Raw genomic sequence first — 19,957 nt, forward strand, 5'->3', positions numbered from 1 at the left:
CCATAGACTAGAAATATAAGTTAAAGCCTCATAAATGTATTCAATAAAGAATAATCAGATTGACCAGTTTCCTGACTGCACTGATTTTGATAACATAGTGCTCAATGTGATGCGTAACGCAAATTTCGTTCGCTCCCGCGCAGCCAGTCACTTCATTCACTTACCCATATTGAATAATCATTCGGATCATTTTTCCCTAGATGGATCTGCTCGAGTATCTGTTTCCTTTTTTGGAGATAGTGCACCAGCCTATTTTAAAAGGTCGAGACGCGTTACGATATTCAGAAATCTTGTGCATCTCCGGGGAAGCCGATATACTATATCATCCAATCCGACCTTTGAGTTGCGTCAGAAGTTTGATACATTTAAAGTAGATTTTCTTGAAGGAGTTGAGTCGCTCGGAAATAACATGCCATTACTCTTTCAAATTGGCATTGCAGATTATATTAAGAACTCGGCAGTTACAATATTGAATGGGCTGATTTACCGAGAAAAGATTGGTGGTTATCACTTCGATAATCCATCCTATCAATCCTTACGTCGAGATATGCAAAAACTCGCGCAAAACTGTGTTGATTTATTCTATGGAATTTTATTTGGCAGAGGAACCTTCGCCTCGCTTAGCTATGCTTCTATCATTGCATCAAAACTTATTCTCGATAAAGTCATCGCACACTTGATTACAGAGTATGAAGGTCGCAGTTTATCTTCAAGGCATATAACACGGCCAGAGTCTGCACATCCAATAGTGATGTGCGCTGCAGCTTTTAGATACTGTGCAAGTCAAAGAATTCAACCGGAAATCATAATTGGACTTCCCTCTGGATCAACTGAGTTAGCAATGGCTTATCAGTCAATTCAAAAAATGCTTCTGATGCGCCCATCAAAAGTCTTATTATTTCCTGTATCCATACATTCCATTAAAAGAGATTTTGATGGCGCATCCACCGATCCGGCAAACCTTACTCGCTTCGCCATGAAGCTACGAAAAGAAGTAAGAGGAAAAAGGGTTGTTGTCGTTGACGACAATACTTCAACAGGATCAACTATCTCTATGGTTGCGAGCGCAATTCGCAGTGCATTGCCACGGCAAATAGATATTGCAATTGCAGAAGCTGATATTGTGCGAAGTCAAATCAGAATAGATGCCCTGGAGAAATGCGCCATTGCAACGCGATCTGCATACACTCACTCTGTGGGCGTTCTACCCGTCTCAAGAGTTATAGAGCCTAAATTCGATTTGAAGGAAATACTAGAGCGCAAGAAGATGATCTCATGTGTAAGAGCTAGATACTCTAGTTCGGGCCACACACTTGTTGATAAAACGATGGGTCGCATATACGAAGACGCTATTAGATTTCCAACAGAAATTGCTATAAAAGATTTGCAGACATATCAACTGAAGATCTCATTCAGGGGCACATCGCTCTCAAATTTTTATGAAATTCCAACCGTTCGAAGCCGCAGCCTATATGCGTCTGTTGAGCACGCGTATCAAGCGGCAAAATTCCCTCCAAATGCGTTAGAGCGAGTTGGCGATAAAGAGATCCACAGGATAAATTCAAGGCTTGCCTCACGAGGTGTCACTGTAACAAAAGAATCTTTACCAAGCCTTTTCGAGGGGCCGGAACTAACTGCAGGCGCATCAAAGATAGCTGCAAATGAATTGCGTATCATGGGCTATGTTCGTGATGACTGGGATTATGTTAAACTTAGAATTATGACTGAACTTCTAATTCAGAAGTTTTCCAACGATTCAGCTTACAGATTGCTGCAGGAGACAGCGCCGAAATATCTGGTCGAAGGAAACGATTGGGGCGACACATATTGGGGGTTCACTGATGGTCGCGGTCGAAATTTTTTGGGCAGACTTATCATGCAAATTCGTGCAAACTCGATAGAAACCTTGAAGGAGGAAGCGGATCGTCTTGAGCCGGAAAGGCCTTCAAACTGAAGGTTTTTCTTAAAGACATTTACTCCATTCCTCTACCTCGGCTGAAACAGCCGCTCGATCTCGTCCATCACGTCGTCCATCAGGCCGTTGCGTTTCGCCTCTGGGCCGGTGAATTTCAGCGACCAGCCGCCCGCGCAGCGTTCTCGCCTTATCGTCAGCCCCTGTTTCAACGTCAGCAGCCGACGCGGGCGGCCGGGTTTGGTGGGGGTGGGGTCGGACTCGGGGTCCAGGGCTTCGGTCAGGGTGGGGGTGAGGGCGGCCCATTGGCTGGGCAGGCTGGCTTTGCGGTTCTCCTTTAGAATCTGGCGGATCACCGGGGTGAGGTTTGCGCGCAGGCAGGCGGCGAGGCGCTCTATCTGGTTTTGCGACAGCAGTTCGGGGGTGGCGATGCAGTCTTCAAACTCTTCGGCGACAAGGGCGAGGGTGCGCAGGCGGGTGCGTTTCTGTTTGGTGGCGGTGGGGTGCAGGGCGAGGATGGCGGCGTCGATGGTGGGGAACAGGTCTTGCTCGACGGCGCGGGCGAGGGTGAGGCCGCGCTCCCACGGGGTGAGGTTTTCGCGGATTTCGTTTTCGGCGATCATCTGCGCCATGGCGTCGGGGATCGAGGCGGGGGTGCGGATGAAGGCGGCGATGGTGGTGTGTGTGGCGGGGTTGCGGGTGTGCAGCAGGCGGGTGGCGGTGAGGCGGCGCAGGCCCGAGATCAGGCCGTAGCGGTGGGTCTCGGTCGGTTGGGAGAGCGCCCAGACCTCGATCGGTTGGCGCAATCCGTCGCGGTGGATGGAGGCGGCGAGGTCTTCGAGCGCCTCGGTGTCGAGATGGGCGCGGTCGCGCAGCAGCGCTTCGTCGAGGATTTCGGCGGTGGGAATGTGGGTGATTTCGGTGTGCATGGCGGCCTCCTGTTTGGGGCAGGGTGCCGTGGGGTGGTTAAGCTTGGGTGAGTTGGGCGCGCGCCGGGGGGGGTGCCGCGGCGCGCGAAAGGGTCAGATCAGGCGGGTGAGGCGGAGGGCGTCGTAGATCGCGGCGTGGATGTTGCGGGCCTCGACCGCGTCACCGATGCGGAACAGCTGAAAGCCAGCCGGGCCGCCGCCATAGGTTTGTGGTTGGCCCGCGATCAGGGCGTCGTAATCGACAGCACCAAGGTTGACCGAGCGCGGCTTGAGATCGAAGTAGATGTCCGCAAGCGGCTGGGTGCCGTGGTTGACGACGATCTGATCGTAGTGGCCGGTTTTGCCCAAGGCCATGTAATCGGAATCGACGGTGGTTTTGATCTGGTTGCCGTCCTTTTCAACTCCGGTCAGGCGATAGGTGACGGTGAAGGTCACGTCCTTGTCCTGCAAAGCGCGCATGTAGGGGACAAGGTTCATCGCCATCACTTCGGGGGCGAAGGTGCGGTCGGGGGTCATGATCTCAACCTTGGCACCGGCCTCGGCGAGGGTTTGGGCGGCCTGCAGGGCGGTGTGGTCGCCGGCATCGTCATAGAGCAGCACGTTGGCGCCGGGTTTGACATCGCCTGACAGGATGTCCCAGGCGGAGACGGTCAGATCGTTGCCAAAGCTGAGGATGTCTTTCTCGGGCATGCCGCCTGTGGCGATGATCACGACATCAGGGTTCTCGGCCAGGATTTCGTCGGCTTCGGCCCAGGTGTTGAAGCGGAATTCCACGCCGAGGGCTGCGCATTGGGCCATGCGCCAGTCGATGATGCCGATCAATTCGGCGCGGCGTTTGGTTTGCGCGGTCAGGCGGATTTGGCCACCCGCTTCGGCGGCAACCTCGAACACGGTGACTTTGTGGCCACGTTCGGCGGCGACGCGGGCGGCCTCTAGCCCGGCGGGGCCTGCGCCGACGACAACGACCTGCCGTTTGGTCGTGGCGAGGGCGATGGCGTGCGGTTGGGTTTCTTCGCGGCCGGTGGAGGGGTTATGGATGCACAAAGCCATGCCACCTTGGTAAATGCGGTCAAGGCAATAGGTGGCGCCGACGCAGGGGCGGATGTCATCCTCGCGCCCCTCGACGATCTTTTGCACGATATGCGGATCGGCCATATGGGCGCGGGTCATGCCGACCATATCCAACTGCCCCGAGGCAATCGCATGGCGGGCGGTGGCAACATCGGGGATGCGGGCGGCGTGGAAGGTGGGCAGGCCGACTTCGGCCCGGATACGGCCTGCGAAATCGAGATGAGGGGCGGATTTCATGCCGTGAATTGGGATCACATCGGTCATCGCGGGGTCAGTGTGAATACGGCCCTTGATGATGTTCAGGAAATCGACCAGCCCCGAGTCGCGGAACATTTTACCGATTTCGACGCCTTCATCGGCGGAGATGCCGCCCTGCTCTACTTCATCCGCCGTGTAACGCACGCCCAGCAGGAAGTTTTCCCCCACACGTTTGCGGCAGGCCGCCAGCACATCCATCGCAAAACGGGCGCGATTTTCCAAAGACCCACCATAGGGAGCAGCAAGGCTGTTGGTGAAGGGCGACATGAACTGGTCCATCAAATGGCCGTAGCACTCGAATTCCACGCCATCCAAGCCCGCTTCTTTCATCCGCTCTGCCGCGTCGGCATAGTCGGTGATGATGCGCTCGATGTCCCAATCTTCGATCACCTTCGGGAAGGCGCGGTGGCTGGGTTCGCGCGACTTGCTGGCGCTGACGACGGGCAGCCAATCGCCTTTGTCCCAGCGGGTGCGACGGCCAAGGTGGGTCAGCTGGATCATCACGGCGGCCCCAGCCTCGTGGCAATCATCGGTCAGCTGCTTCATCCACTTCACCACCTCGTCCTTATAGGCGAGGATGTTGTTGAACACCGGCGGGCTGTCTTTCGACACGGCAGCCGAGCCTGCGGTCATCGTCAATGCCACCCCAGCCTTGGCGCGTTCAAGATGGTACAGCCGGTAGCGATCCTTCGGCATGCCGTCTTCTGGATAGGCAGGCTCGTGACTGGTGGTCATGATGCGGTTGCGCAGCGTCAGGTGTTTGAGTTGATAGGGCTGCAACAGCGGATCAGTGGACATTGTGGCCTCGCGGTGAATGTGGCTGGGGTTTTCAGCAGGAAAACAGGAATCGACATATGTGTCAAGTTTTCTGTGCAGAGGTTGAAATGCACCCCGATGGGCCTTAGTCTGCGGCGATGGATACAACACAAACACCCGAACGTGGTTGGCGCGGCACGCCCGAAGTCTGGCTTGACGCAGCCTATGCCCTGTTGGTGGAAGGCGGCGTAGAGGCGGTCAAGGTGATGCCGCTGGCCGCAAAGCTTGGTCTGTCGCGCACCAGTTTTTACTGGCATTTCGCAGATCGAGAGGCGCTTTTGGCGGGACTGATCGCGCGTTGGCAAAGCCAGAACACCGCCAATCTGATCGCCCGCACCCAAGCCCCGGCAGCGACGATTGCCGAGGCGATGCTGAATGTGAACGATTGCTGGATCACCCCTGCGTTGTTTGACAGCCGGATGGAGTTTGCCATCCGCACTTGGGCCCTGACCGACAGCGCTTTGGCCGAGGTGCTGAAGGCGGCGGATCTGGCGCGGGTTCAGGCTCTGACAGCCATGTTCGAGACGTTTTTGTATCCGGCGCTAGAGGCTCGGGTGCGGGCGCAGACGGTGTATTTGACGCAGGTGGGCTATATCTCGATGCGCACCGAGGAATCCTTGCAGTTTCGCCTGCACTCGATCCCGGACTATGTGCTGATCTTTACCGGCCATGCCCCGACGCCCGCCGAATTGGCCGCATTTCGGGCGCGGCATCAGGATCTATAGGTTCTGCTCTAGCCGCAATTCGGCAATGAAATCATAGATATCCGAGCGGTAAAGCCCACGGGTGAATTCGACCGGGCGGCCCGTTGGCAGAAAGCCGGTTCGGTCAATGCGCAGAACGGCGGTATTTTCTGGCAGATCAAGCAGGCGGGATTCGCTGGCGGGCAAATTGATCGCAGTGATGCGCTGCACGGCGCGGGACGGCGCGGTGCCATTGGCGCGCAACACATCGTAAAGCGAGGTGCCGACAACGCCGGGATCGGGCAGGATATCTTGCGGCAGCGACGACCATTCCACCGCCATCGCAATGCCATCTGCCATCCGCAAGCGTTCAATCCGCGCGACGCGATCGGCGGCAGAAAGGCCAAGGGCGATCTGCTCGTCCGGGCTGGGGTGAAAGATGCCGCGATTGATGATGGTGCTGGTCGGAGTTTTCCCGCGCTGAAGCATATATTCGGTAAAAGACAACAGCTTGGACAGGTAATGCTCCATCTTGGCGCGGGGGATGCGCACGAAAGTCCCCGCCCCCCGGCGCTGTTCCAACACGCCATCCTCGACCAGTTGCGCGATGGCTTTGCGCACGGTCACGCGCGACACTTCGGCAATTTCGGCCAGTTCACGCTCGGGCGGCAATTGGGTTTCCGGGCTTAGCGTACCCGAGGCGATGCTGGCCGACAGGTGGCGATAAAGCTGTTCATAGCGCGGGCCGCGGGCGGGGCGCAGCCAACTGGCGGGTTTGAACAAAGTGATCTGGTCATCAGGTTCCATCAGATGCGCACGGCTGCGGCCAAGGCGGTGGCGGCGTTCAACAACAGGGGAATGTCGCCGCCGACGCCCAGAAAGGTCACGCCCATGTCGCGGTAATGTTTGGCGCGTGCGAGATCAAAGGTCAGGATACCCGCGGCTTTGCCGCTGGCGATGATCTGGCGCATGGCTTCCTCAATCGCCGCCTGCACCTCGGGCGCTTCGGTATTGCCCGGAAAGCCCATATCGGCGGCAAGATCGGAGGGACCGATGAAGATACATTCGATATCAGGCAGAGTCAGAATTGCGGGCAGCGCTGCCAATCCGGCGCGGCTTTCGATTTGCAGGATCAGGCAGGTTTCGGCGTTGGCACTGGTCAAATAGTCACTAACACGGCCAAAATCGGCAGCCCGCGCCACCGAAGCACCCAGACCCCGCACGCCTTGAGGCGGGTATTTCATCGCCTTTGCCATCGCGGCAGCATGATCGGCGCTTTCGATCATCGGCACCATCACGGTCTGGATGCCAAGGTCGAGCACCTGTTTGATGCGATGCGTCTCGCCCACCGGAATCCGCACCACGGTGTTGGTGCGCTGACCGATGGTTTGCGCCTGCGCCAGCATGGTCGGGATCGAATTGGGGCCGTGTTCGCCATCAATCAGCAGCCAGTCAAAGCCACAGCCCGACAGCAATTCGGCGGAATAGGGGCTGGCGAGATTCACCCAGATGCCAAATTGCGGGATCTTGGCGGCAAGAGCGGCTTTCAGATGGTTTTTCGGCGCGGGCATGCGGGCTTTCCTGCAAAAGTGATTGGCCCTTGCATAGCATGGATGCTGCGGCGGGATAGCAAGATTTGGCCGGATTGGCGCGTGGCAGAAAGCCGCCGAGCCCGGGCGTCGGGGCTGGTTTGGCATCTGAGCGACCCCATCTAAAGCGTTGAAACAGTGGCGATCCGCCCGCGATGCTTTGTAACAACAGGAGAGTTTGATGCTCAATTTCCGCGATATGACCCGTCACAAGGGCAATAAGTTCCTGAAATCGCCGTTGTTGCGCGGCCTTGCGGTGACTTTGGCCGGGGTGACAGCGACAGCCGGGGCGGCTGTGGCACAGCAGCCGGTTGAGACGCGCGCGCCGAATGGTGTCGGGCAAACGCCGCAGCGGGCGGATCAGACCCGCGCGCCGCAGCCTGACACTTTGACAACGGTGGACACGCAAGTGATCGCCGCCGATCTGCCGCCGCTTTGGGCGATGGAGTTTTTGCCGGATGGCCGGATGCTGACGACGGTGAAGGCCGGGGCGCTGCGGATTGTGGCAGCGGATGGCAGCTTGGGGCCAGAGATCACTGGCCTGCCAGAGGTTGATGGGCGTGGTCAGGGTGGGTTGCTTGATGTGGCTCTGTCACCGCAGTTCGAGACAGATGGTCAGGTGTTTTTCTCTTATGCAGAGCCGCGTGACGATGGCAATGGCACGGCTGTGGCCTCGGGAAAGCTGGTGCTGGATGAGGCAGGCGGCGGGCGGTTGGAAGATGTCCGCGTGATCTTCCGCCAAACGCCCAGCCATTCTGGCAATGCGCATTTCGGATCGCGCCTGGTGTTCGGCGCGCAGGGTGAGTTGTTTGTGACGGTGGGTGAGAGGTCTGACGCCGCGACCCGCCAGCAGGCACAAGACCCCGCCAGTGGTTTTGGCAAGGTTTTCCGCATTGATGCCAGCGGGGCTGCGCTGGGTGACAATCCATTTGTGGCTCTGGACGGCGCTTTGCCTCAGGTCTGGAGCCTTGGGCATCGCAATATGCAGGCGGCGGCATTGGATGACAAAGGGCGGCTTTGGACAGTGGAACACGGCCCGCGTGGAGGTGACGAGTTGAACCGCCCCGAGGCTGGGCTGAACTATGGCTGGCCGGAAGTGACCTATGGCATCGACTATAGTGGGGCGAATATCGGCGATGGCATCACCGCCACCGCCGCGACCGAACAACCGGTGTATTATTGGGATCCGGTGATCGCGCCTTCGGGGATGACATTCTATCAGGGAGATGAATTCCCCGAATGGAACGGCGCGTTTCTGGTCGGTGGGCTGGTCAGCCAAGGCGTTGTGGTGCTGCATATGAAGGATGATCGCGTGGCTTATGAGCAGCAGATCAGTCTGGGCGAGCGGGTGCGGGATGTGAAACTTGGCCAGGATGGCGCGGTTTATGTGGTGACGGATGGCCGCTCGGGCGCGTCGCAGATTTTGCGGCTGACCAAGGCCTAACCTCCGACAGTGCTGTAAAAACAGGCAATTGCTTTGCCGCGATGGATTGACCTTTGCGGCGAAGCAATAAACTCTTGTTGATCGAAACGGTTGGAAAACCGAACGCCTTTGGGCGGCTTTTTGGATTTGTAAGGGTTAAGCGCATGTCATTTTTTACCGCTCATCGGGTTACTGCCATTGCGGTGTTTGTCGCAGCTGCCGCTTGGGTGGCGACGGGCGAGTTTTCGGCGGTGGGCAGCCAAGAGCTGAAAGCGGAGGAAGCTGGCACTACGGTTGATCCGGCGGTCGATCCGGTAGTTGATCCTGCGGCCGTGGCTGCACCTGTGCAGCGCACGGTGGCGGCGGTGGCCCCTGTGTTCACTGATTACGCACGCGAAATTCGGATTTCGGGCGTGACAGAGGCTGACAAACAGGCGGTTCTGGCCGCCCGCTCGGCAGGGATCGTGCATGAATTGGGCGTCAGCAAAGGCGGTGAGATTGCTGCCGATGCTTTGGTCATGAAGCTGGAAGGCGCCGAGGTTTTGGCAGGGGTTGATACCGCGCAGGCCGCTTTGGCGCAGGCAACCGAAGAGCTGCGGGTGGGGCAGGCGCTGTATGACAAGGGCAGCATGGCAGAGCTGGAGTTGATCTCGCGCAAGGCGGCCAAGGCTGCGGCAGAGGCGGGGTTGTCGCAGGCGCGCGCGGCAGAAGATCGGCTGCTGTTGAAGGCCCCCTTTGCGGGGTCGGTTGATATGGTCGATGTCGAATTAGGCGAATGGGTGCAGGCGGGGGCGGCGATTGCCACCATTCTGGCGCTTGACCCGATTGTGGTGAAAGCCGAGGTCAGCGAGCGTGATGTGGCGTTTGTAACGGTCGGCTCGAAGGCCAAAGTGCGGCTGGTGGACGGGGTTGAGATGGAGGGCGTGGTGCGGCATGTGATGCGGCAAGCGTCAACCAAGACCCGGACCTTTGGCGTCGAAGTGGCATTGCCGAACGCCGATCATGCGATTCCGGCGGGGATGACCGCCGAGGTGCGGTTGTATACGGCGGCGGTGCCTGCGGTGGTGGTGCCACGCTCGATCATCACCATCAACGAGGATGGCGTGATCGGCTTGCGGGTGGTGGGGGCGGATAACAAGGCAGTCTTTGCGCCAGTGACGGTGATTGATGATGGCGCGGCTGGCATGGTTGTGACGGGGGTGCCGCGCGATAAAAAGGTGATCGTCGCGGGGCAGGATCTTGTCTCTGATGGCGATTTAGTGACTGTTTCAGAGCTGACGCCCGCGCAAGCCGAGGCGATGCAATGAAACTGGTAGAACTTGCAATTCGCAACGCGCGACTGACGCTTTCGGTGCTGGTCTTCCTGATCTTGTCGGGGGGGCTGGCCTATTACTCGATCCCGAAAGAGGCCGAGCCGGATGTGCAGATTCCGATCATTTATGTGGCCATGACCCTTGATGGTATTTCGCCCGAGGATTCCGAGCGGTTGTTGCTGCGACCGATGGAAACTGCGCTGAAGTCTATCCAAGGCATCAAGAAAATGACCGCGACCGCCTATCAGGGCGGCGGCAACGTGCTGTTGGAATTTCAGGCAGGGGCCAATCTGGCCAAGGCGAAATCGGATGTGAAGGATGCCGTTGACGATGCCCGCCCCGATCTGCCTGCCGAGGTCGATGAACCCACGGTGAACGAGGTCAACCTGTCGGAATTCCCGGTGCTGGTGGTGACTTTGTCGGGCGACGTGCCAGAGCGCACCTTGAACGCCACGGTGCGGGCGTTGCGTGACCGGATCGAGGATATTCCGGGCGTGCTGGATGCCGCCTTGCAGGGCGTGCGCGATGATGTGGTCGAGATCGTGATTGATCCGGCCAAGCTGTCATCCTACGGCTTGCGCCCCGATACGATGATCGCGGGATTCAACGCCAACAACCGGCTGATCGCGGCGGGCTCTTTAGAGGGGGTTGAGGGCCGCTATGCGATCAAGGTGCCGTCGCTGATAGAAACGGTGCAGGATCTGGCCGGGCTGCCGGTGGTGGCCGAGGGCAATGCGATTGTGCGGGTGAGTGACTTGGCCGAAATCCGGCCTGCGCTGAAAGATCCAACCTCGATCACCCGGCTGGATGGTAAATCGGCGGTGGCAATTGAGGTCTCGAAGCGGATCGGATCGAACCTGATTGAGACGGTTGATCGGGTGAAGGCGGTCACCGAAGAGGTGCAAAAGCAGATGCCGCCGGGGGTGGTGGTGTCGTTTTCGCAGGATAAATCGACCACCATTCGGCAAATGCTGAGCGATCTGCAGAATTCGGTGCTGACGGCGGTGGTGCTGGTGTTCATCGTGATCTTGTATGCGTTGTCGGTGCGGTCTTCGATCCTGATTGGCTTGGCCATTCCGTCGTCGTTCCTGATGGGGATTCTGGGGCTGCAACTGGCGGGGTTGACGGTGAACCTTGTGGTTTTGTTCAGCCTTATTCTGGCGGTGGGGATGCTGGTGGATGATGCCATCATCGTGGTGGAATATGCCGAACGCCGCATGAATGAGGGGATGGAGCGGCGCACGGCCTTTGCCGAGGCCAGTCATAAAATGGCGGGGCCGGTGATTGCCTCGACCCTGACGCGGATTGCGGCGTTCTCGCCCCTGCTGTTCTGGCCGGGGGTGGTGGGCGAGTTCATGAAATACATGCCGATCACGCTGATTGCGACACTGTCGGCGTCTATGCTGTATGCGCTGATCTTCGTGCCGACTTTGGGCGCGATCATCGCCAAACCGTTTGCCGAGCCGCCGCGCCATAAGGATGGGGCGTATATGTGGGTGGTCGGCAAGGCGATCCGGCATCCTTTTATCGTGCTGTTTCTGGCCGTGGGAACCTTGGTTGCGGTGCCTGTGACCTATGGCAAATACGGCAATGGCGTCGAGTTTTTCCCGAATGTCGAACCGGATTACGGCCTGCTTTACGTCAAGGCGCGCGGCAATCTGTCGGTGGATGAGATGGACGCTTTGACCCGTCAGGCCGAGGCGCGGATTTTGGGCTGGCCGGGATTAAAGACGGTTTACACCCGCGTCGGTGCGCCCGGTCGCAATGGCGGCGAAGCTCCGCCCGATACGATTGGGGTGATACAGTATGAATTCGTCGATTGGCGCGAGAGAAAGCCCGCCAATGACATCCTCGCCGATCTGCGGGTGGCGATGCAGGGGATTCCCGGGGTTGATATTGAGGTATCGGTGCCTGCGGCGGGGCCTCCGACCGGTAAGGCTATTCAGATTGAATTGCAGGCGGATGATCCGGCGGGGTTGAACGATGCCGCCAGAGCGATTGCGGCCAAGCTGAAGACGATACCGAATGTGATCGACGTGGCGAATGGCTTGCCTCTGCCGGGGGTGGATTGGGAGTTGCAGGTCGATCGGGGCGAGGCCGCGCGCTATGGTGCGTCGCCTGCTGCGGTGGGGGCGGTTGTGCAGATGGTGACATCGGGGCTGAAGCTGTCAGAGTTTCGGCCTGCGGGGTCGGATGATCCGGTGGATATCGTGCTGCGGCTGCCTACCGAACAGCGGACGATCTCGGCTTTGGATCAGTTGCGGATTGAGACGCCCGATGGGCCGGTGCCGATTTCCAACTTTGTGACGCGGAGTGCTGCGCCGACCACGGGCACGCTGACACGTTTGGGCGGTGCGCGCACCATCACCGTGCAGGCCGGGATTGCGGCGGCGGAAGGCGTGCAACCTGATTTGGTGCGGCAACAGGTGCAAGCACTGGTCGAGAAAGCCTTTGCCGAGGATGGCTATGCCAAAGCCGGGATGCGCTGGAACATGGCGGGTGAGGATCAAGAGCAGGCCGAGGCTGGGGCGTTTCTGGGCAAAGCCTTTGGCGCGGCGATCTTCCTGATTTTCGTGGTGCTGCTGGCGCAGTTCAACAAGTTCATTTCGGTGGGCTTGGTGCTGTCGGCGGTGATCATGTCAACGATTGGCGTGTTTCTTGGCTTGATGATCATGGGCCAGCCGTTTGGCGTGGTGATGACCGGGATCGGGGTGATTGCTTTGGCGGGCGTGGTGGTGAACAACAATATCGTGCTGATCGCCACCTATGACCAGCTGCGCGACGAGGGTATGGACAAGATCGAGGCGGTGTTAGAGACCTGCCGCGAACGCGCGCGCCCTGTGGTGCTGACGGCGCTGACGGCGATTTTCGGGGTGATGCCGATTGCCTTCGGGCTGAACCTAGAACTGCTCAGCCACGAGACGACAATTGGCGCGCCGTCGACCCAATGGTGGATCTCGCTGTCGTCGGCCATCGTTTACGGGCTGGCCTTTGCGACGATCTTGACGCTGATCGTGACGCCGTCGCTGTTGATGCTGGTCAGCCGCTCGAACAGGTCGTTGCGCGAAGGGCGGCGCTGGTTCTGGAAGAAGCGGTTTTCCTGATCAAACCGCCTGCAACGCTATGGCGATGCCTTGGCCGACGCCGATGCACATGGTGGCCAAGGCGCGCTGACCGGGTTGCAGCTGCAGCGCTGCCGTCCCGGTGATCCGCGCGCCGGTCATGCCAAGCGGATGGCCCAGCGCGATTGCGCCGCCATTGGGATTCACGCGGGGGTCGTCGTCAGCGATGCCCAAAGCGCGCAGGGTAGCGAGACCTTGCGACGCGAAAGCCTCGTTCAGCTCGATCACGTCGAAATCGGCTTGGGAAAGGCCAAGCCGGGCCATCAGTTTCTGGCTGGCGGGGATCGGCCCCAGACCCATGACGCGGGGGGCGACGCCTGCGGTGGCCCCACCAAGGATGCGGGCGATTGGGGTCAGGCCGTGTTTGCGCACGGCGGCGGCCGAGGCGATGATCAGTGCGGTGGCGCCATCATTGACGCCGCTGGCGTTGCCTGCGGTGACTGTGCCGCCCTTGCGGAACGGGGTGCCGAGTTTGGCGAGGGCTTCCAGCGTGGTCGCGCGCGGGTGTTCATCTTGGCTGATCAGGATGGGATCGCCCTTACGTTGCGGGATGCTGACCGGGGTAATCTCGCGCGCAAGCCGCCCGTTGGCTTGGGCAGCGCTGGCCTTGGCCTGACTGCGCAAAGCAAAGGCGTCTTGATCAGCGCGGGTGACGGCGCAATCTTCGGCGACGTTCTCGGCGGTTTCGGGCATCGAATCGGTGCCGTATTGCTGCTGCATCAGCGGATTGATGAAACGCCAGCCGATGGTGGTGTCGTGGATTTCGGCGGCGCGGGAGAACGCGGTTTCGGCCTTGGGCATCACAAACGGCGCGCGAGACATCGACTCGACTCCGCCTGCGATGATCAGATCAGCTTCGCCGGCAATGATCTGGCGACCGGCGAGCAGCACCGCATCCATGCCAGAGCCACAGAGGCGGTTGATGGTGGTGCCGCTGACTTCAACAGGCAGACCCGCCAGCAAAGCCGCCATGCGGGCGACGTTGCGGTTATCCTCGCCTGCCTGATTGGCGCAGCCCATCACCACATCATCGACCGCCGCCCAATCGACGCCCGGATTGCGGGCGATCAGTGCGCGCAGCGGCAGTGCGGCAAGATCATCGGTGCGGATACTGGACAGGCTGCCCCCAAAGCGACCGATCGGGGTGCGGATGTAATCGCAGATGAAGGCATCAAGCATGGTGAGCTCCGGCATTGGGAATTGCTTTAAGTATAAAATAACTGCTTCAATTGTCGAGGCCGCGCGGCGATGTATTTGCGCCGTCATGGGCGGCAGCGATGGGGCAAAAGCTGTGCGGTGTGGCGCTTGCGCGGTGAAGGGGGTTTCGATAGCCTTGCCCTGTAGGCCAGTGTTGATCCTTAGCCGTGTTAATGCCCAAACCGCCCCATCTTTCCCAAGCTTTTTTCAGGAGCTTTCGATGCCAAGCCCAGATTACGCACGGCCCTGCTTGCGGTTTATGCTGGCGCTGCTTGCCCTGATGGCTGCGATGCCGATGGCGGCGCAAGAGGCAAGTTTTGCGCCGGGCTGGCAGGTCGAGGCGCAAACCTCGCAGTTGCGGTTTCAATCGGTGAAAAACGTCACCAAGGTTGAATCCAGCACCTTTGCCGCCTTTTCGGGTGAGGTCACGGCGGATGGTGCGGTGACGCTGCATGTGTTTCTAGACTCGGTCGATACCAAGATTGATCTGCGCAATGTGCGGATGCGATTTTTGCTGTTTGAAACCTTTCGCTTCCCCGAGGCGGTGATCACCGCCAAGATCAACCCAGCCGATCTGGCTGATCTGGCCAGCGTGCGGCGCAAGACCCTGCATTTGCCGTTCACGCTGGATCTGCATGGGGTGCAAAAGCAGCTTGAAACCGACGTTGCGGTGACTTTGCTGCAAGATGATACGGTGGTGGTGTCGTCCACGGTGCCGCTGGTGATCGCGACCGATGATTTTGGCTTGGCTGACGGCGTGCAAAAGCTGCAAGAGGCGGCGAATGTGGTGATCATCCCGTCAGGCACCGTCAGCTTTGATCTGACGCTAAAGCGCAATGGTGGTGCGACTGCCCCCGCCCCGCAACCGGCCCCTGCCCCTGCAGAAGCAACTGCAGAACCCGCAGCGCCCGAAATGGCAGAGGCTTTGCCCGAGGCTCCGGTATCCCCCGCCGCAGATGTGGCACTAGAGCCGACCGGCGACCTTGATCTTGCCGCCTGCACCGGACGGTTTGAGATCTTGTCGCGCAGCGGCAATATCAACTTTCATTCTGGCTCGGCCCGGTTGCAGGCCGACAGTGCGGCGCTGCTGGATAGCGTTGCCGCAATCATCGCGCGCTGCCCCGGATTGAAGATTGACGTGTCAGGCCATACGGATGCCGATGGTTCGCCCGCCGCCAATCAGTATTTGTCGCAGCAACGCGCGAAAGCCGTGGTGCGCTATCTGGTGAAAAAGGGCCTTGCTGCCGAGCGTTTCACCGCCACGGGCTATGGCGAAGACAAGCCGCTGTTCGACAATGACACGCCCGAGCATAAATCGCGCAACCGCCGGATCGAATTCGCCTTGGTGCAGCCGTAACATGCAGCAGGGCTTGAGGAGATATGTGTTGGGGGCAGTGCTGGCTGTGCTGGCGCTGCCATTGCAGGCGCAAACCGATGATGCCGCATGGCAAGCGGCGCTGATCAGCCAAGACATCGGCCAGCTGCAAGGCTTTGTCAAAGATCACCCGCAAAGCCCGCATATGGCCGAGGCCGAAGCGTTGTTGGCCAAGGCCCTGACCACCGCGCGCGGTATGGGGTTGATGCCGGTGCAGGCGGTTGAAGGCTATGTTGCGCAGAAAGAGCTGATCGCGGCGACGCAGGGCGCGAAGACCGCGGCGGCGTATCAGGCCTATCTGACCGCCTATCCGCAGGGGCTGTTTGTCGGCCTTGCGCAGACTGAATTGGCGCTGTTGGCACTTGCCCCGGCGGAAGTCGCGCCCCCAAACCCAGCGGCTGATCTGATGGGCCTGACCTTTACCACCCCGTTTCCGGTCGGTGAGCATGTGAAAGGCCGCTCGATTGCCGAGCTGATCGCCAGCGCCACCCCACAATTCAGCCCGATTGAGGGCTTGCCGGATGCCGCGTGGCGCGACAAGACCTGCGCGAATTGTCATGCCTGGAATGAGGCCAGCCTGTGCGATCAGGCGCAAACCTATACCAAACCGAACGCGGCAGAGGCGCTGGCCAAACCGCATCCGCTGGGCGAAACCTTTAAGCTAGGCTTGCAGCAATGGGCTTTGGGCGGGTGTAAATAGCGCATGACACAGGTTCCCACCGATTCCGACCAGCCGCCCATCCCTCCGCGTGATCGCGCCACCACGGTGTCGGGTGGCACCCAGATCATCGGCACTTATCAGATCGACAGCCTGATCAGCGCGGGCGGCATGGGCGAGGTGTATCGCGGCCACAACATCCACAACGGCGAGCCAGTGGCGATCAAGATTGTGCTGCCAAGTTTGGCGCATGACCCAAAGATCGTGGCGTTGTTCCAAAAGGAAAGCACCACCCTGTCACGGCTTAGCCACGACGCCATCGTGCGCTATCACGTCTTTACCAATGATCCGGGGATTGGGCGGCCCTGTCTGGTGATGGAATTCGTGTCTGGCACGCCGATGTCAGACCGCATCGAGGCCGGGTCAATGCCGGTGGATCAGGTGCGGGTGATGCTGCGGCGTGTGGCCTCGGGTCTAGAGAAAGCCCATCGCGCAGGTGTCGTGCACCGCGATATGTCGCCCGATAATATCATTCTTGAGGAAGGCCAGGTCGAGCATGCCAAACTGATCGACTTTGGTATCGCGAAATCCTCGGCCATCGGCGCGGGAACGCTGTTGCAAGGGCAGTTCGCCGGCAAGTTCAACTGGGTCTCGCCCGAGCAGTTGGGCGCGTTTGGCGGCGAGGTTGACGGACGCTCTGACATCTATTCGCTGGCTTTGGTGGCGGCTGCGGCCAGCAAAGGCGCTGTGTTGCCGATGGGGCTTTCGATTGTGGATGCGGTTGGCAAACGTGCAGCCGTGCCGGACCTTGCGGGCGTTGATGCTGGCTTGGTGCCGTTGCTGCGCTGGATGCTGTCACCGGATCCGACCAATCGGCCCGAGACGATGGGTCAGGTGATCGCAGCGCTGGACAACCCTGCGCTGGTGCCTGCCGCCAATGCAAACCTGACCGTGATCAGCGGCGCACTGCCATCTGCGGCGACGGGCGGGGTTGAAAGCCACGCCAGCCCGTTCGGTGTCGCCGCGCCCGCTTCTGTCGCCCCGCCTGTCTCTGTTGCAGCACCGGTTGCGCGAAAATCATTCATTCTGCCATTGGCGGTGGCGGTTGTGCTGGCAGGTGGTGGCGTGGCCTATTTCTCGGGCGCATTCGCCCCTGCCCCGACTCCGGTTCAGGTTCAGACGGCAGAGGTGCCTGCCGCGCCAAAGCCCTTGCCAAAGCCAGAACTGGAACCAAAAGCCGTTGCTGTGCCCGAACCGGTGGCATCCCCGCCGCCCGCTTTGGCAGTGGCTGCACTCAGCGAGGATCTGGCCAAGCGGCAAGACTGTGGGCCACTGACGCTGCGTAACCCACCGGCTGCAGGCTATGGCGAAACCGATGCGGTTGAGATCGCGGGCTTTGTCGAATCGGCGCAGGCAGAGGCTGATCTGAAAACCAGCCTTGCGCCCTTGATTGGCGAACGCAGGCTCAACTTGCAGGTAGAACACCGCAACGCGGCGATCTGCCAAGTGCTGAACGGCTTTCCGATGCTGGCCTCGACTGGGGTTGCGATCGCGCTGGGCTACGGCGACCGCGCCGATGCGAACCCTGACGGGCGATATATCGTCGGCGAAAACCCGGTGATTGATCTGACCATCCCGCCGGGGCCGGGGTATCTTTCGGTTGCCGTGGTTGATGGCTCGGGGCAGGTACTGCATCTGTTGCAGGGCCAGCAGGGCGGACAGGGTCAACAGCGGGTGGCCTTTGCCGCTGCCGAAGCTGGGGCAGAGCATCCGGCCTTGGTGGTCAATCCGGCGGGGCTTGGGATTGCGATGATCCTGATACTGCGCACCGAGGCTTCTGTCACGCCAGCACCACAGATTGAACCGGTTGCAGATTTCGTCAAACGCTTGCAGCAGGCCAAGCCCAACGCGATGGATCAGCGGATTTTGACTTTGGTGGCAAACTAGCGACGGGCTCGGCGGGCGCTGGCCCTGCGGCATCAGGCCGAACCTAAAGTTTTCCAAATTCTCACTGCGCCTGCCCGGCTGAGTTTACCTATTTTTAACCTTCAGTGCAGAATATCTCCGCTATGGGATATGTTCTGAAACCTCGCACCGGTAATGCACACCCGCCGCCGCGGCAGCGCCGCCTGTCGCGCGGGGCGACCAGATCCGCGCCGCACTGGGCTAGTTGGGATGCCTTGGCTGTGTCGCAAAGCGGGATGCGTCTTCGATGCCGCGATATGCGGTCTGATCCGAACAACGCATGGTTATAGAATCAAACGCGCGGCTCGCGTAAGGGTTGTTTTCCTTCAATATCAAATATCTAGACTTCTCGCGCTGCGCCTGAACCCAACGCGTCGGGGCCCGTGAAGTTTTTGTCAAAAAGATCCCGAATCTTGGATTTTGACACAATCTTGCCTGATTGCAGGGCGGGCGCAGCTGATCTTCGCCTCATGCTCGCCATGAAATCCGGACAAATACCTCCCTATCGAGCGGCAGATCAAAACGACCCCATCTGGCGCAAAACCAACATGACACCAGAACCGCCAGGCCCTGCCAGGCCGACTTAGATAGGATCGACCAAAATGAAACTGAAGCCCTGCTTTGCCCTGATCGCGCTTGCTGCCAGCGCGCCCGCGACGCTGTTTGCTGCTGAGATTGCCAACACCAACCTTTCGGTCACCGCCACTGTGCTGGACAGCTGCATCGTCGCAGCGCCCACTGGTCTGGTGTTTGCCACGGTGAACACTGGTGCGGCTACCAACCAAACCGTTCAAGGCCTGATCTCGGTGATTTGCACCTCGGCGAAATCGGCTGTGACCGTCAATCTGGAAGGCGGCGACAATTCGGCTGCTGGCAAGCGCTACATGAAAAACACCGCGAATGATTTGCTGCCCTATGTGATCACCTCGGATGCGGGCCACACCACGCCAGTGGCGATTGATGGTGCGTTGTACTCTGGTGCGCTGAACGCCGTGGCCCCGAACCTGTTCCCCGTCTACGGCCAAGTGCCTGCAGGTAGCTATGCAGCGGGCGTCTACACCGACACCGTGCGGGTGACGCTGAACTACTGATCACCTGCAAAAGCGCCAACAAGAGCGCTTCAACATCAATCCAAAAACCAGAGGTCTAGAATGTCGAGCATTTACACCCTTCGCACCATGGTCGCAGCACTGATATTGGCGCTGCCGACCGCATCATTGGCCGATAGTCTGGCGGTATCACCGACCCGGCTTTCGGTTGCGGCCCCGTCGCAAGCCACGTCCATGACCATCAAGGCCGAAGGCAAGGGCCAGGCAGTGGTGCAGATCCGCGTTATGGCGTGGAAAAAGGGCAGCGATCCGAACGATCTGAAAGCCACCAAAATGGTGCAGGTCAGCCCGCCCGCTGCCAAACTGGGCAATCGTCAGGAATTGACGCTGCGCATCGTCAGGACGTCAAAAAAGGCCGTGAAGGGTTCGGAATGTTACCGGGTGCTGATCGACCGTCTGCCCGCGAAAAGCAAAGACCCTCAGGCCGTGAAACTGCAGATCCGCCAGTCGGTTCCGCTGTGTTTTGAATCTTAAAAAGCCCCAGCGACACGCGCTTTCGAGCGGGTGACGCGACAGGGCTTGGCCGCAAATGCCAGC

General features: G+C 59.5%; 15 protein-coding genes. 10 read left to right on the forward strand and 5 right to left on the reverse strand.

Annotated elements, in window-relative coordinates; all coding sequences use genetic code 11:
* The first annotated feature begins 34 nt into the window (after positions 1–34).
* Complete coding sequence (locus QQJ98_RS05590; RefSeq protein ID WP_284324339.1) at positions 35–1,954, forward strand: NADAR domain-containing protein; 1,920 nt, start codon at positions 35–37, stop codon at positions 1,952–1,954.
* A gap of 32 nt (positions 1,955–1,986) precedes the next feature.
* Here the strand turns inward: QQJ98_RS05590 and QQJ98_RS05595 are convergent, their stop codons facing one another.
* Positions 1,987–2,841: a ParB/RepB/Spo0J family partition protein gene (locus QQJ98_RS05595; RefSeq protein WP_284324340.1), complete on the reverse strand. Its 855-nt coding sequence runs from the start codon at positions 2,839–2,841 to the stop codon at positions 1,987–1,989.
* 93 nt (positions 2,842–2,934) lie between these two features.
* Positions 2,935–4,968 (reverse strand): NADH:flavin oxidoreductase, encoded by a 2,034-nt coding sequence (locus tag QQJ98_RS05600; protein ID WP_284324341.1) that lies wholly within the window; start codon positions 4,966–4,968, stop codon positions 2,935–2,937.
* 116 nt (positions 4,969–5,084) lie between these two features.
* Here QQJ98_RS05600 and QQJ98_RS05605 point away from each other — a divergent pair, with 116 nt between their 5' ends.
* Positions 5,085–5,711, forward strand: a complete 627-nt coding sequence (locus tag QQJ98_RS05605) for a TetR/AcrR family transcriptional regulator (RefSeq protein WP_284324342.1) — start codon at positions 5,085–5,087, stop codon at positions 5,709–5,711.
* On the opposite strand, the gene QQJ98_RS05610 is transcribed toward QQJ98_RS05605, so the two are convergent.
* Entirely contained in the window at positions 5,706–6,476 is a 771-nt protein-coding gene (locus tag QQJ98_RS05610) for a GntR family transcriptional regulator (RefSeq protein WP_284324343.1), read from the reverse strand. The genes QQJ98_RS05605 and QQJ98_RS05610 overlap by 6 nt on opposite strands.
* A complete protein-coding gene (locus QQJ98_RS05615; RefSeq protein ID WP_284324344.1) occupies positions 6,476–7,240 on the reverse strand; it encodes an HpcH/HpaI aldolase family protein in 765 nt (254 codons plus the stop codon). The genes QQJ98_RS05610 and QQJ98_RS05615 overlap by 1 nt, the downstream gene beginning before the upstream one ends.
* 199 nt (positions 7,241–7,439) lie before the next feature.
* On the opposite strand from QQJ98_RS05615, the gene QQJ98_RS05620 reads away from it, so the two are divergent.
* The 3 genes from QQJ98_RS05620 (at position 7,440) to QQJ98_RS05630 (ending at position 13,098) form a co-directional block, all read left to right on the forward strand.
* Complete coding sequence (locus QQJ98_RS05620; protein WP_284324345.1) at positions 7,440–8,702, forward strand: PQQ-dependent sugar dehydrogenase; 1,263 nt, start codon at positions 7,440–7,442, stop codon at positions 8,700–8,702.
* A gap of 143 nt (positions 8,703–8,845) precedes the next feature.
* On the forward strand, positions 8,846–9,988 hold the full coding sequence (locus tag QQJ98_RS05625; RefSeq protein ID WP_284324346.1) for an efflux RND transporter periplasmic adaptor subunit: 1,143 nt from the start codon (positions 8,846–8,848) through the stop codon (positions 9,986–9,988).
* Positions 9,985–13,098, forward strand: coding sequence for an efflux RND transporter permease subunit (locus tag QQJ98_RS05630; protein ID WP_284324347.1), 3,114 nt, complete (start codon positions 9,985–9,987; stop codon positions 13,096–13,098). The genes QQJ98_RS05625 and QQJ98_RS05630 overlap by 4 nt, the downstream gene beginning before the upstream one ends.
* Here the strand turns inward: QQJ98_RS05630 and pcaF are convergent, their stop codons facing one another.
* Positions 13,099–14,295: a 3-oxoadipyl-CoA thiolase gene (gene pcaF / locus QQJ98_RS05635; protein WP_284324348.1), complete on the reverse strand. Its 1,197-nt coding sequence runs from the start codon at positions 14,293–14,295 to the stop codon at positions 13,099–13,101. It lies immediately after the preceding gene.
* A gap of 238 nt (positions 14,296–14,533) precedes the next feature.
* On the opposite strand from pcaF, the gene QQJ98_RS05640 reads away from it, so the two are divergent.
* From QQJ98_RS05640 to QQJ98_RS05660, 5 genes are all read left to right on the forward strand, one after another.
* A complete protein-coding gene (locus tag QQJ98_RS05640; RefSeq protein WP_284324349.1) occupies positions 14,534–15,670 on the forward strand; it encodes an OmpA family protein in 1,137 nt (378 codons plus the stop codon).
* A 13-nt stretch (positions 15,671–15,683) separates the two neighbouring features.
* Positions 15,684–16,388, forward strand: a complete 705-nt coding sequence (locus tag QQJ98_RS05645) for a hypothetical protein (protein ID WP_284324350.1) — start codon at positions 15,684–15,686, stop codon at positions 16,386–16,388.
* A gap of 3 nt (positions 16,389–16,391) precedes the next feature.
* A complete protein-coding gene (locus tag QQJ98_RS05650; RefSeq protein WP_284324351.1) occupies positions 16,392–18,293 on the forward strand; it encodes a serine/threonine protein kinase in 1,902 nt (633 codons plus the stop codon).
* Between the two features lie 620 nt (positions 18,294–18,913).
* Positions 18,914–19,402, forward strand: a complete 489-nt coding sequence (locus tag QQJ98_RS05655; RefSeq protein ID WP_284324352.1) for a Csu type fimbrial protein — start codon at positions 18,914–18,916, stop codon at positions 19,400–19,402.
* Positions 19,403–19,462: 60 nt separating this feature from the next.
* On the forward strand, positions 19,463–19,894 hold the full coding sequence (locus QQJ98_RS05660) for a fimbrial biogenesis chaperone (protein ID WP_284324353.1): 432 nt from the start codon (positions 19,463–19,465) through the stop codon (positions 19,892–19,894).
* Positions 19,895–19,957 lie beyond the last annotated feature (63 nt).

Source organism: Cypionkella aquatica, from assembly GCF_030161095.1.
GTDB lineage: Bacteria > Pseudomonadota > Alphaproteobacteria > Rhodobacterales > Rhodobacteraceae > Cypionkella > Cypionkella aquatica.

What these genes read in the sequence shown, in the direction of transcription:
- QQJ98_RS05615 (WP_284324344.1), bottom strand. Translation starts at nt 7,240, where the DNA reads ATGCCCGCGCCGAAAAACCATCTGAAAGCCGCTCTTGCCGCCAAGATC.
- QQJ98_RS05595 (WP_284324340.1), bottom strand. Translation starts at nt 2,841, where the DNA reads ATGCACACCGAAATCACCCACATTCCCACCGCCGAAATCCTCGACGAA.
- QQJ98_RS05610 (WP_284324343.1), bottom strand. Translation starts at nt 6,476, where the DNA reads ATGGAACCTGATGACCAGATCACTTTGTTCAAACCCGCCAGTTGGCTG.
- QQJ98_RS05640 (WP_284324349.1), top strand. Translation starts at nt 14,534, where the DNA reads ATGCCAAGCCCAGATTACGCACGGCCCTGCTTGCGGTTTATGCTGGCG.
- QQJ98_RS05590 (WP_284324339.1), top strand. Translation starts at nt 35, where the DNA reads ATGTATTCAATAAAGAATAATCAGATTGACCAGTTTCCTGACTGCACT.
- QQJ98_RS05620 (WP_284324345.1), top strand. Translation starts at nt 7,440, where the DNA reads ATGCTCAATTTCCGCGATATGACCCGTCACAAGGGCAATAAGTTCCTG.
- QQJ98_RS05600 (WP_284324341.1), bottom strand. Translation starts at nt 4,968, where the DNA reads ATGTCCACTGATCCGCTGTTGCAGCCCTATCAACTCAAACACCTGACG.
- QQJ98_RS05625 (WP_284324346.1), top strand. Translation starts at nt 8,846, where the DNA reads ATGTCATTTTTTACCGCTCATCGGGTTACTGCCATTGCGGTGTTTGTC.
- QQJ98_RS05605 (WP_284324342.1), top strand. Translation starts at nt 5,085, where the DNA reads ATGGATACAACACAAACACCCGAACGTGGTTGGCGCGGCACGCCCGAA.
- QQJ98_RS05650 (WP_284324351.1), top strand. Translation starts at nt 16,392, where the DNA reads ATGACACAGGTTCCCACCGATTCCGACCAGCCGCCCATCCCTCCGCGT.
- QQJ98_RS05660 (WP_284324353.1), top strand. Translation starts at nt 19,463, where the DNA reads ATGTCGAGCATTTACACCCTTCGCACCATGGTCGCAGCACTGATATTG.
- QQJ98_RS05630 (WP_284324347.1), top strand. Translation starts at nt 9,985, where the DNA reads ATGAAACTGGTAGAACTTGCAATTCGCAACGCGCGACTGACGCTTTCG.
- QQJ98_RS05655 (WP_284324352.1), top strand. Translation starts at nt 18,914, where the DNA reads ATGAAACTGAAGCCCTGCTTTGCCCTGATCGCGCTTGCTGCCAGCGCG.
- pcaF (WP_284324348.1), bottom strand. Translation starts at nt 14,295, where the DNA reads ATGCTTGATGCCTTCATCTGCGATTACATCCGCACCCCGATCGGTCGC.